This is a genomic window from Candidatus Microthrix parvicella Bio17-1, from assembly GCF_000299415.1.
Classification (GTDB): Bacteria; Actinomycetota; Acidimicrobiia; order Acidimicrobiales; family Microtrichaceae; genus Microthrix; species Microthrix parvicella.
On sequence record NZ_AMPG01000005.1, the window covers coordinates 120740 to 133128 of the forward strand.

Genomic DNA, 12389 nt, shown 5'->3' on the forward strand with positions numbered 1-12389 from the left:
GGCACCGCGCGGCACCTGGGTCGATAGGGTCCACCAGATGACGCCGCTCCTCGGCCGGCAGGCCCTCCCCGCGCGACCACAGCTGACAATTCAGCCCCGAAACTTTGCGGCGGATGACCCCGGCGGGTGGGATCGGTTGGTCGACACGGCCGTCGCCGCCGACGCCGCAGGCATTGACCGGATCATCCTTTCGGACCATGTGGTGTTTGGGGAGAACCCCGAGGCCTATGCAGACCCCACGCGTGGGGGTACCAAGGGTGGACGCCAGCCGACTGGACCCGACGGGCACTGGTTGGAGCCGTTGACGACCCTGGCGTTCTTGGCCGGACAGACCACCCGGGTGCGTTTGGGCACCAGCATCCTGCTCGCAGCACTGCGACGGCCAGTGGTGCTTGCCAAGACTGCAGCGACGCTCGACGTGTTGTCCGGCGGGCGGTTCGATTTGGGGGTGGGAGTCGGTTGGCAGGAGGAGGAGTACACCGCCGCCGGGCTGGAGTTCGCAGCACGCGGCCGACAACTCGACCACACCCTCGAGGTCTGCCAAACGCTCTGGGGCCAAAGCCGAGCCTCCTATGAATCACCGGAGTTGAGCTTCGACGGCATCCACGCCATGCCGAAGCCTCTTCAGGCCGGCGGAGTGCCGATCTGGATCGGCGGCACCGTGCAGCGGCGCTCGATGGAACGGCTGGCCCGCTTCGGCAGCGGCTGGATCCCGTGGGGTCCGGCCGTCGCGGACCTCAAAGGGGGAGTGAGGGCGATGCGGGAGGCGCTCGAGCAACTCGGACGCGACCCGGCGACCGTACAGGTGACCAGCTACCTCCCGGCCATCATGGACAGCGACGGCGTCCTCGACCTGGCGGCCACGGTGACGGCGGCACCAACCTGGGTCGAGCTGGGCATCACCGACTTCAAGGTACCCATGGTGGTGCCCGCCGGGCTCGGGCCCGCCACCGAGGCGCTGACGGGGCTCGTCGAGGCATTTCGTGCCGCGGTGGGGTAGCAGCGAAACCGTCGATCGGGCAGAATATCCACCAATGATCGACCTGCCGTTGGACGCCGAACTCAGCCGGTCGCTCGATCTGCACACCCGACATCCACGCCTCGACGTCCTTTGGGCAACCGGCGCCGTGCGGCTGACCGATGCACCCGAGGTCTGCCCGGAGGGTGAGTGGCGCAGCCTCGATTACCTCGATTGGAAGTCCGGCGGCGACACACACTTTGCGCCGCTCGCCTCGGTCGACGGTGGAATGAACTGCGTGGGCTTCTCCAACCTTCGCCGAGCCGACAAGGACGGCATCTGGACCGCCAATGCCTCCGTGGCGCCGTCGCTTCAGCGGTACGTCCAAGACGTTGGTTGCAACTTCGGGCGCGTCCGGGTGATTTCGCTCAAGCCCCAGGCCAGAAGCGAGGCCAAGACGCTGCTGCACCGCGACCAGAACAACCGTTACAACCCGGAGAACGCAGGCTGGGTGGTCCGTTCCTGGCTCGAACTCACCGACAATCCAGACAGCTACATGATGCTGATGGACAACGATCCCGACGGCTATCCCGATCCGGCAACCGAGATTCGAATTCCGCTGCACCGAGGGTCCCGCTTTGTGGTTGACACACAACGGCTCTGGCACGTGGTGGTGCATCGTGGAGATCAGCCCCGGCATGGGCTCATCTCCAGTTTCGAGTCCGGGCCGGAGCTCGACCGCTGGATCCGTCGCAATCGCTCGTTGCCCGCACGCTTCGCAGACGCATACCCGGCGGCGGGCGAACCGCTCAAGCAGCTCCGGTCGCTCACCAGGCGCTTGAAAACCCGGTGAGTCGTCCCGGATGACGATTCGTCAACCACCCTGCCGAACCGTGTCACTTGACATAACGAGGATTTACGGCGGCGTTCTCCCAGCCCGGCGCGGGTGGCTCAGACATTCGACGGGTATTGTTGGCCCCAAGCAGTTGGTGGCATCTCCGACGGTGGCGACGGTGTCGCACTAGACCCTGGAGCACTATGCGTACGCCCAACCTCGAGGACGTGGTGGCCAACGGCAGCGATCACCCGGTGCCCAAGGTTCCGCTGCCCGACCATCACGATCGCCGGCGACCGCTGGTGCTGTGCCTCTGGGACGCGCCAAACATGGACGCCTCGCTCTTCTCGGTGACCGGTGCAGACCATCACACCGTGGTTCGCCCCCAATACGACGCATTCGGCAAGTGGCTGGTCGGTCAGGGCACACCGTCCACGGAAACGGTTGAGGGCCGGCGCCCGGGTTCGCCGATGGACGTCGAGGCCCTGCTGTTTCTCTCGGTGGTGTCCAACCGTGCAGCCCAGGTTGCACCGTTCGTGACCGCTGCCCGCCAGAGCGGGTTCACCGTGTTCTGTCGGGACCGCGACGAAGGCGACATCGACGACGCCTTGGTTGCGGCGAGCGCCCAGCGCCTGGCCGAGCGAGACCAGCCAGGCACGTTGATCGTGTGTTCGGCCGACCAGGACCTCGCCCGCGTGACCGCCGACCCGGCCAAGGCGGCCGGCTGGAGGGTGATGGTGGTCGCCTATCGCGAGCTGTGCGGCTGGACCGACGAGGCCGGGTATGAGTTCCTCGATCCAGAGGAGATCCCGCACCTGTTCCCCAAGCCACTGAACCGATTCGATCTGGCCCACCTGCCCACCGGTGGCGTGTTCGCACCCTCGCTTCGCACGCTTACCCCCCTCCAGCCCTGAGGCACGTCGTCAGCTACGGTTCGGGAGATGAAATCCGAACCTGATGGTGCGATTCCCTGATGAGCCCACCGCCCACACCGGAACTGCTCAGTCGATCCCGACTTGATGGCATCCCCTGGTCGGCACGAGCCACCCGAGGACTCTCCGGCGCCCTCATGGCGGTGGGCGTCACGCTGCTTCCCTGGATGGGCCCTTCGATCACCCCTGGGGCGGGCATCACCTACGCCGCGCGGTTTCCAGTGTTGGCTGTGTGCGCCTTGGCTTGTGCCCTCGTGGTGTTCTCAGGCTCGCTGAGACCCGACCCTCCCCCGACCTCACCGCTCGATCCCCCGGTTCCGAGAAGCAAGTCGGTGTCCCTGGCGGCCCTGGCCGCTGCCGGGTTGGTGCTTGGCACCAACCTGATCGCCGAGTTGTTGGCCGCCCTGTCGGTCGGGCGGACTGCATTGGAAGCCCTCGATGGCGCCCCCGTCCGCCTGTTGCCCGGCCCAGGTCAGCTGTTGTTTGGCGCATCGGCCATGGCTGCATTGTTGAGTGGCGCCGGGCGTCCACCGGTCTTGACCTTCAAGTCCTGGCTCTCACGCGGGCCGCTGGGCACGGTTCGTGGCTGGATCGTGCTCGGCGGGATCGCCATCGTGGCCCTTTCCAGAGGGGACACGTGGCTCCAAGCTGCGAACTTCACCGTGACAGGAGCGGAGATTCCGGTGTTGGGACAGCTTCTGGGCACACTGATTCTTGGGTTGGTCGTGACTGCGCTGTGGACCATGACCCGTGGCGGCGCAACCCCCCGCCTACTTGGTGGAATCTTCGGCATCTCACTGTTGATCCTTGCCGGTGCCACCCTGTTGATCAGCGGATTCGTGGTGCGGCTGGTGCCGACCGATGCACTGGAGCTCCGCGCCGCAGAGTTTGCTCCGTCCGGCCTCGGCGATCAGTTGGTCGGTCAGACCGCGGATGGCCTGCGAGGGGCGGGCGCAGGAAACGGCCCGATCCTGGCCATCATCGGGGTGGCCCTGTTGACCGTCGGCGCCGCATTTCCCTCGCTCCGCAGGAACCGGGCGCAGCAGCAACCGGCCCACGCTGGAGAACCGGCCTCGGCTCCACCGCCGCCACCCCCATCACCGCCGCCTCCCCAACCACCATCGCCACCGTCGGCCGGAACTCCTCCCCCACCCCCGGCAACCTGGTGGGAAACCTCCGAAGGACTCGATCGATGACCGCCTTGTTGTGGAGTCTCAGTATCTGGTCGCTTGTCGCCGTCGCCTGGGCGCTGATCTGGGGTTCGATCGGCTGGACGAGGGGCGAACGAGCCGGATTGGATCCGGCCAAGGCGGCTGCGCTGTGCTGGTTGATCGGACCGTTTGCCCTGCCTGTCATCAACCGCTGGCGACGGGCACAGCTTGGGTCCGTGGCCATGGCGGAGCGTCTGGTCCACGGAACACATCACACCGTGGCCGCCGCCGGCCGCGCCGGCCAACGCCGACGCCGACGCCGACGCTGACGACCACTCGCTCAGCCGGAGTCGCAGCCGGTCGGTCGCCCCGGACCCTGCCCCCCGGGCCCCGGATCCGACACCCCTGGATCGGACAGCTCGGCGTCGGGCTCGACCACCTCGGCATCCCAGATCCGTCCGGCTCCCTGCGGTGTCGACGACCGCGCCGACGTGCTGGTTGAGGCTCTGCCGAATCCCCCGCTGAAGCCAAACCCGCCGGCGCCACCCGGGGAGCCCATCGAAACGAACTGAAACCCCTGGCCCATTTTGGCGGTGAAGCGTCGCTTCAACAGGGAGCGAAGAGGTATCCGGGTGACCGGCAACAGCAAGAGGAAGCCCGTGATGTCGGTGATGAAACCCGGGGTGATCATCAAAGCGCTCGCTCCGAGGATCAGGACACCATCCACCAGTTCGTCGGTGGGCAACTCGTTGACACGGAGACGGTTGTCGACCTTGGCCATCACCCCCTTCCCCTGCCGCCTTAAAAGCCAGGCGCCAAGCAGGCTGTCGAAGAGCAGGAGAGCGATCGTCGGCCAACCGCCGATGGCGTCGGACACGGCGATGATCGCCCACAACTCAGCCAGCGGAACGACAACCAGCAGGAGGAGCAGCACCAGAAACATGTGGGGACACCGTACCGGCGGTGGCGCCGCGCGGGACGTCGCCGGTCGGCGCAGTGACGCTTTGGGTCAGGCCTCCCCGGCGGCGATGAGCCTGCCGAGGGCAACCAGGCTGCGGCTGGCGCCGCCGAGTTGCAGTTCGTGCTCCTTCATTTGCAGGAAGTAGCGGTGCACCGGGTAGTCGCGGTCGACGCCCATGCCGCCGTGAAGGTGCATTGCTGCATGCACCACCCGCTGCCCGGCATCGGCGGCCCAGTACTTGGCGATGGCCACTTCGGCCGCAGCCGGCATGTTGGCCTCCAGACGCCACAGTGCCTGCGCCGCCGTCAGGCGGACGCCCTCGGTATCGACAAACGCGTCAGCCGCACGGTGGGCAACCGCCTGGAACGCGGCAATCGGCTGCTCGAACTGCTTCCGATCTTTGGTGTACTGCGCCGTGATCGCCATGGCGGTCGCCACCCCGCCCGTCACGACGGCGCATTGGGTGGCAACCGCCCGTTGCCAGGCCCAGCTCAAGGCATCGGCGCCCACGGCGATCACGTCACCGGTCGCCCCGACAAAATCAAGGTTGGCGTCCGGGCTGGCCGCCGTCGTTCGCAACGGCGTACGGGTGACCCCCTGCTGATTGAGTTCAACCAGGACGAGTGCAACCTCGCCGTCGGAGCCAGTCACCGGCACGACCGCCGCGTCGGCGATCTGGCCGGCGGGCACCGCCACCTTGGAACCCGTGACGGTCACCCCACCGCCGTTCTCGGACATGCGGGCCGTTGGGACGCCGGGCTCGCCGCCGTCCTCATGCCATGCGGCGGTCAAGACCGCGTCGCCGGCGGCCACTCGGTCGAGCCAGGAGTCGCGCACCTTTCCGAACCCCAAATGCGCCAGCGGCAGCGCTCCGAGCGCCAGCGTCTCCCATAACGGCACGGCTGCCGCGGTTGCCCCCCGGGCCTCACAAATGCGCCCCATGGCCACCAGCCCCAACGCCGCTCCCCCGCCGCCGGGCAGATCCTCCGGCAGGCAGGCCCCGAGAATGCCGGTGTCCGCCAGCGTGGCCCAGAGCGCACGGTCGAAACGCGGTCCGGGCGCCGACCCGTCGGACGGTCGTTCCAGCTCCCGCAGCCCGGCAGGGTCGCTGCCGTCGGTCAGTACCTGAAGTGCCAGGTCACCGATCGCCTGCTCGGAGTCGTCGTAGGAGAAGTCCATGTTCTTGTCCCTTTTGGGTCTACGTCCACCAGCGTCGGTTGTACGTCGGGCGCAACAGGTTCGTCGCGTCGCTACGCCCGCAACGGCCGGGGCATCCCCAGGCCGAACATGGCGATCAGGTCTCGTTGAATCTCGTTGGTTCCGCCCCCGAAGGTGAGGATCAGCAGCGAGCGATAGTTCATTTCGAGGCGCCCGGCCAACAGATCGCCGGCCGAGCCGCGGGCCACGTACCCGCGAGGTCCGAGGATCTCCGTAAGCAGCCGGAACGACTCCAGGTACCACTCGGTTCCAAACACCTTGATCGTGGACGCATCCGCCACATCCAGCGTGCCCTGGGTTCCGGTCCAGGCAACCTTCCAGTTGATCAGGCGCAGGTAATCGAGCCCCGAGCGCACGCGGGCCAGGTTCATCTGCACCCACTCATCGTCAATCACCCGACGGCCGTCGGCGTTGCGGGTGGCCAAGGCCCAGTCGCGCACCTCGGTGTATGCCTGTTCGAGTAAACCTGACGAGCACAGCGTGACGCGCTCGTGATTCAGCTGGTCGACGATCAGCGACCAACCGTTGTTCTCGCCGCCCACCAGGTTGTCGGCCCGCACCCGCACGTCGTCGTAGAACACCTGATTGATGTCGTGCTGACTCAGCAGGTGCAGCGGTTCGATGGTGATGCCCTCGGTCTCCATCGGCACCACGATCATCGAAATGCCCTTGTGTTTGGCAGCCTCCGGATTGGTGCGCACAGCCAACCAGCAGTAGTCGGCGTCGGAAGCCAGCGAAGTCCACATCTTCTGACCGGAGATGACGTACTCGTCGCCATCCCTGGTGGCCTTGGTGGTCAACGAGGCCAGGTCGGTGCCGGCCTCGGACTCGCTGTAGCCGATACAAAACAGGATCTCCCCGGCAAGGATCCGGGGCAGGAAACGCCGCTTTTGCTCGTCGGTGCCGTTCTTCATGATGGTGGGACCCACCGTGTTGATCGTGAGCATCGGCACCGGAGCGCCGGACCGCATCGACTCGTCGTAGAAGATGAACTGCTCGATCTGGCTGCGGCCCTGGCCGCCGTACTCGGTGGGCCAGCCAATGCCCATCCAACCGTCTCGGGCCATCTGACCGATGACCTCCCGATGCACCTTGCCCACTCCCTCCTCAACGTGAAGCGCCTCACGAACCTCGGCGGTGAGGATGCGGTCGTAGTAGCCCCGCAGTTCGGAGCGAAGCGCCTCTTGCTCTGCGGTGTAGGCCAGCTGCATGGTTCTCCCCCGATGGGCTGATGATGGCGACGGTGCGGGGACGAACGATAACGCGTTCTCGTTTTGCTCTGCTGCCGGCCCAGCGCACGTGGGCGGTTGACCGCGCTGGGGCCGAGCGTCGAGGCCCACCGGCACGGTGCAACGACACGCCGTGCAGCATCACCAGGACCAGTGCGATCACGCCGGTCACCGAGGCGAGGACCAGGAGGTCGGCGGTGTTGTAGAGGTGCTTCAGCTCCCCGGTGGCCAGACGCTCCGGGTTGCTGAGCCGCCTCAGCAGTCCGCCCAGCTCCCACAAGCCGGGCAGAGCGGCGATCAGCGTCACCGCGCCCAGTACCCAGAAACCGAACGACACCCGACGGGCGCGTCCCGGGCCCGCCCGCGACGCGCCCCCAAGCAACGTGAGCACAGCAAAAGTGGCGGCACTCCAGGCCAACACCACCAGCGACGCACCTATGGCGTCAGAGGGTCGGTGCCAGCCGATTGCCAAGGTGCCATTGGCCACCATCGTGGCCGGCGCCCCGACCACCAGGGCCACCGTGCCCCGCCAAAGCTGAGGCGCCACCAGAATCAGCCCCACTGCGACAGCCACCGCCACGGTGGCATGTCCGGACGGGTAGCTGTTGAAGGGGTAGGTCGTATCCAACGACGGGCGATCCAGTACCGCCTTCTTCAGCATCTCGGAGGTGGCGAATGATCCACCGATCACCATCGCTGCGGCGGCCGCCTGAGCAAAACGTCGCCGCGACAACGCCCATCCGAAGGCCAGCGCGGCCCCAGCCAACAGCGCCAGGCCACTCCGACGCGTCAGGCGTGCCACAACCGACCAACGAAACCAACTCCGCTGCTCCGCACGGCCGCTGACCACCGCATCGTCCAGCCGCTGGCCGATGCCCGTGCGAACGGCGACCAGATACAGCACCGCCACGCCAAGGACGCCCGCAACCACCAGGACAAGCGCACGCGCCACGACCCAGGTACGCCACGACACCGTTGGGAGGCCGCCGCAGAGTTCGACCCGCTCATCGATAGTGATGCTCGTCCCGCTCACCCGCCCAGTGTGCCCGCTGGGGCCGCCCCCGCCGGGGACCTGGCAGGATGATTCGGTGACCTCCCCAACCACCCCAACCCCCGCTTCTCCGTCGACCACCACGGCGCATCACGACCTGTGCGTCATCGGCTCAGGTTCTGGCAACACGTTCCTCGATGAGCGCTTTGAGCACCTGTCGGTGGCCATGATCGAACGCGGGGCCTTCGGCGGCACCTGTCTGAACCGGGGCTGTATCCCATCGAAGATGCTCATCTACCCGGCAACGGTGATCCGCCTCGCCCAGGAGGCACGAGCACTTGGGGTGGACCTGACCCTGGACGGGGTGCGTTGGAGGGAGATCCGGGATCGCACGTTTGGTCGCATCGATCCCATCGCCGCCGGAGGTGAGGACTACCGCCAAGGCCAGGATCACCTCACGGTCTACAACGGTGAGGCGACCTTCGTCGGCGACCGTACCGTCGAGGTGGTCGACGCTCACGGGGCCACCCAACAGGTGAGCGCCGACCGGATGGTGCTTGCCGCCGGTGCCCGCCCCCGCATACCCCAGGTGGCGGGCCTTGAGACGGTCCCGTTTCACACCTCCGACACGATCATGCGCATCGACGAGGTGCCCGGGCACCTCGTCATCATCGGGGGCGGCTTCATCGCAGCCGAAATGTCGCACGTGTTCGGCACCTTCGGCGCGGAGGTCACGGTCATCGGCAGGTCATCGCGGGTGCTCAGCCACGAAGACTGGGAAATCGGCACCCGATTCACACGGGCGCTCGGCCGGCAGATCGACCTGCGGGTCAACGTGACGGTCACCTCGGTGGAACCGACCGCGGCCGGGGTTGTTGCCCACTGCTCCGACGGTTCGGTGGTGGAGGGCGACACCCTGCTGGTGGCCGCCGGACGTGTCCCCAACGGGGACCAACTGGCCGTTGAACGCACCGGGGTGCGCCTCGACGAGTATGGCTATGTGATCACCGACGACACGCTGGCCACCGACGCACCCGGCGTCTGGGCGCTGGGAGACATCCGTAACCCCCTCCAACTCAAACACCTGGCCAACCGTGAGGCCGACATCGTCGGCCACAACCTTTCCCATCCGGACGATCTGCATCGGATCGACGAGTCGGCCGTACCCCACGTGGTGTTCAGCCATCCGGAGGTCGCTCAGGTCGGCCTTTCGGAGGAGTCGCTTCAGGCGTTGGGCCGGCCGTATCTCGTTGGCCGACGCGACTTCGGCTCCACCGCCTATGGCTGGGCGATGGAGGACTCGGTTGGGTTCGCGAAGGTGCTGGTCGACCCGGAGACGCGCCTGATCCTCGGTGCTCACATTCTGGGCCATGAGGCGTCGCTCCTGATCCAGCCACTCGCCCAGGCCATGGCCCTGGGCAACACGGCCGACGAGGTCGCCCGCACCGTCATCTATCCCCACCCGGCGCTGACCGAGGTGGTGGAGCAGCTGCTGCTGGAGGTACCCCACGCTCCGAGCACCGGCGGAAAGTTCAAACCCTGGGAGGGGTAGGACGCCCGTACCAGGGTGACGTTCCCAGCGCCCGCATCGCAGAACGCTACGATTGATAGACGGTCTCGGGCACCGCCCGAGACCGTGGCGCGTCAGCACTGCTGTGCCGACCCCAGACCGACCCCGGCCCTTCGCCACCGCACGGCGGGCCCATGCACCGACGAGAGAGCCAACCATGTCAAGCCGCCTCGAGATCGAAATCACCAGCCTTCCCGGCGACGACCGCTTCACCTGGCGTGTCGTCGGGGCCAAGCAACCCAAGGGCGAGGGCCCCCGGACGCTGCTGCCCGAGGGGACCAAGGTGGGCGACCAATTCAAGGCCGAGGCCGACTTCGGTCTCGATGGCATCGACCTCACCAACATCACTCCGGCCAGACGCCAACGCAAGGAGGCCACGACCCTCGAGCTCATTTCGAACGAACCCTCCCAGTTGGTCACCACCAAGCTGGCGGAGAAGGGTCGGGGCGGCGGACGCCGAGACGACCGTGACGGCGGTCGAGGCCGGGGACGTGGCCGAGAAGGCGACCGTGATCGCGGCCGTGGCCGAGGTCGGGACAACCGGGGTGAAGGTGGCGGGCGCGACGACGGCCGCGGTCGCGGCGACCGTCCGCATCGCCCGGCGCCGCCCGAGGTGCCCACCCGGCCCAAGGCAAAGCGGCTGCGCGCCGGAAAGACCCATCGCAACGAGGTACTGGCGTCGTTGCCGGACGAGCAGCGACCCGTTGCCGATCAGCTGATCGCAGGCGGCCTGCCCGCGGTGCGCGCCGCCATCAAGGAACAGAACGAGCACAACAAGGCCGAGGGTCGCCCAGAGGTGAAGCCCGGACCACTGATCGGACTGGCCGAACAGCTTCAGGAACAGCTCCGAACGGCAGAATGGCGCGATCGCGCCGAGGCGGCCGTGGAACAGGCCGACGAGGTGGACCTACGCGACCTCCGTTCGGTGGTGGTGGCCGGCGACACGGCCGCGAACGACGAGGACACCCGTGCCCTGGCCAGCCGGCTGCGCGACGCACTGAACAGTCGCGTCGAGACCGAACAGACCGCGTGGGCCGAGGAAATCTCAGCGTTGATTGGGGCCGGTCGGGTGATCCGTGCGTTGCGGGTATCCAGTCGGTCCCCCAAGGCCGGTGCCCCGCTGCCCGGCGATCTGGCCACGCGACTGGCCGGTGCCGTGGTCGACTCCGTGGACGACGCCATGACCGACGACCGGTGGGGCGCATTGCTGGACGCGCTGGCCTTCTCCCCCATTCGTGCGCTCGTGGATCTCGACCACATCCCGGCGAAGCCCAGCGAGGAACTGTTGGGCACCGTTCGGGCTGTGGCCTCCCGGCTACCCGAACTGGCAAAGAAGTTCGGCGTGGACCCTGCCACTGCGCCCAAAAACCCACCCAGGCGTCGCCGCCCCGGTGGTGACAAGGCGAAACCGGGGCGCAAGCCCAACGAGGCCAGGCAGGGCGATCGACCACCGCGCGATCGACCACAGCGGAACGCGCCCGGCGGCGGCGTGCCCAAGGACCAGGCCCCCACGGACCAGGCCCCGACCGAGGCGCCGGCCGCGGACGCAGCGCCACCCACCGAGACGGCTCCCGTGTCGGTGGCTGACGACACCGACACTCACGAGGGTGTCGTGCCCGACGCGACCGACGCCGAGTAACTCGCCCCAACCCGTCGCCGGCTCCTAACTTGGGACGATGACGAACGAGGAAACCACAGCCAGTCCGGTGATCGAGGGCAACAACAAGGTGCTCATGGAGCGCCGCGGCCACGTCGCAATCATCACGATCAACCGTCCCGAGGCACGCAACGCCGTCAACGGCGACGTGGCTCAGGGCATCGAGGCCGCAATCGACCAGTTGGAAGCTGATGACGACCTGTGGGTCGGAGTGCTCACCGGTGCGCGCACCGAAAAGGGCTGGATCTTCTCGGCCGGAGCCGACCTGAAGGCCATGAGCACCGACCCGGGCGCCATGATGACCGAGAAGGGCGGATTCGCCGGGTTCGTCGCACGTGAGCGCACCAAGCCGGTGATCGCCGCGGTCGACGGTCCGGCACTCGCCGGGGGAACCGAGATCGTGTTGGCCTGCGACATGGTCGTTGCGTCGGAGACGGCCGTGTTCGGCGTACCCGAGGTGCTGCGCAATCTCGTCGCCGCCGGCGGCGGGCTGTTCAGGCTTCCCCGCGTGTTGCCCCGCAACGTGGCCATGGAACTGGTGCTCACCGGGCGCCTGGACTTCCCGGCCGAGCGGGCTCATCACTTCGGTTGGGTGAATGCCCTGACCGAGGAGGCCGATGCGTTGGACGGTGCCGTCCAATTGGCCGAGCAGGTGGCCAAGGCTGCTCCGCTGGCCGTCCGCGAGAGTCGCAAGATCGTGCTTGAGTCGGCCCTGGCCGATGAGGAGACCGGCTGGCGGCTGTCCAACGAGGGAATCGCCAAGATGTTCGGCGCCGAAGACTTCGGTGAAGGTCTCACGGCCTTCTTCGAGAAGCGCGACCCCGTATGGAAGGGCCGCTGAACCCGGTCCTCGTGTTGTGGCTGCGGGGCCAACGCCCCGCAGCCAC

At 67.4% G+C, this 12389-nt stretch carries 12 protein-coding genes; 8 read left to right on the forward strand and 4 right to left on the reverse strand.

The features are described 5' to 3' along the window. Positions 1–37: 37 nt before the first annotated feature. From MPARV_RS0117560 to MPARV_RS0117580, 5 genes are all read left to right on the forward strand, one after another. On the forward strand, positions 38–1000 hold the full coding sequence (locus MPARV_RS0117560) for a TIGR03619 family F420-dependent LLM class oxidoreductase (protein ID WP_020379196.1): 963 nt from the start codon (positions 38–40) through the stop codon (positions 998–1000). Positions 1001–1034: 34 nt separating this feature from the next. Beyond that, on the forward strand, positions 1035–1811 hold the full coding sequence (locus tag MPARV_RS0117565) for a hypothetical protein (RefSeq protein WP_020379197.1): 777 nt from the start codon (positions 1035–1037) through the stop codon (positions 1809–1811). A 185-nt stretch (positions 1812–1996) separates the two neighbouring features. Next, a complete protein-coding gene (locus tag MPARV_RS0117570; RefSeq protein ID WP_020379198.1) occupies positions 1997–2707 on the forward strand; it encodes an NYN domain-containing protein in 711 nt (236 codons plus the stop codon). 59 nt (positions 2708–2766) lie between these two features. Beyond that, a complete protein-coding gene (locus tag MPARV_RS25240) occupies positions 2767–3921 on the forward strand; it encodes a hypothetical protein (RefSeq protein ID WP_020379199.1) in 1155 nt (384 codons plus the stop codon). Continuing rightward, positions 3918–4205 (forward strand): hypothetical protein, encoded by a 288-nt coding sequence (locus tag MPARV_RS0117580; protein ID WP_020379200.1) that lies wholly within the window; start codon positions 3918–3920, stop codon positions 4203–4205. The genes MPARV_RS25240 and MPARV_RS0117580 overlap by 4 nt, the downstream gene beginning before the upstream one ends. Before the next feature lie 11 nt (positions 4206–4216). Here the strand turns inward: MPARV_RS0117580 and MPARV_RS0117585 are convergent, their stop codons facing one another. From MPARV_RS0117585 to MPARV_RS23080, 4 genes are all read right to left on the reverse strand, one after another. Then, complete coding sequence (locus MPARV_RS0117585; RefSeq protein WP_020379201.1) at positions 4217–4819, reverse strand: FxsA family protein; 603 nt, start codon at positions 4817–4819, stop codon at positions 4217–4219. Between the two features lie 66 nt (positions 4820–4885). Beyond that, the gene (locus MPARV_RS0117590; RefSeq protein ID WP_020379202.1) at positions 4886–6016 is read right to left on the reverse strand and encodes an acyl-CoA dehydrogenase family protein; all 1131 of its coding nucleotides are present in this window, start codon (positions 6014–6016) and stop codon (positions 4886–4888) included. Positions 6017–6087: 71 nt separating this feature from the next. Further along, positions 6088–7266, reverse strand: coding sequence for an acyl-CoA dehydrogenase family protein (locus MPARV_RS0117595; RefSeq protein WP_020379203.1), 1179 nt, complete (start codon positions 7264–7266; stop codon positions 6088–6090). After that, positions 7178–8317 carry a phosphatase PAP2 family protein gene (locus tag MPARV_RS23080; protein ID WP_157789710.1) on the reverse strand — a complete coding sequence of 380 codons (1140 nt, stop codon included), beginning with the start codon at positions 8315–8317 and terminating at the stop codon, positions 7178–7180. The genes MPARV_RS0117595 and MPARV_RS23080 overlap by 89 nt, the downstream gene beginning before the upstream one ends. A gap of 55 nt (positions 8318–8372) precedes the next feature. Here MPARV_RS23080 and MPARV_RS0117605 point away from each other — a divergent pair, with 55 nt between their 5' ends. The 3 genes from MPARV_RS0117605 (at position 8373) to MPARV_RS0117615 (ending at position 12343) form a co-directional block, all read left to right on the forward strand. Next, on the forward strand, positions 8373–9827 hold the full coding sequence (locus MPARV_RS0117605) for a mycothione reductase (protein ID WP_202948859.1): 1455 nt from the start codon (positions 8373–8375) through the stop codon (positions 9825–9827). Positions 9828–10002: 175 nt separating this feature from the next. After that, on the forward strand, positions 10003–11484 hold the full coding sequence (locus tag MPARV_RS0117610) for a hypothetical protein (RefSeq protein ID WP_012228677.1): 1482 nt from the start codon (positions 10003–10005) through the stop codon (positions 11482–11484). Between the two features lie 37 nt (positions 11485–11521). Next, positions 11522–12343, forward strand: a complete 822-nt coding sequence (locus tag MPARV_RS0117615; RefSeq protein WP_020379206.1) for a crotonase/enoyl-CoA hydratase family protein — start codon at positions 11522–11524, stop codon at positions 12341–12343. Positions 12344–12389: the final 46 nt, after the last annotated feature.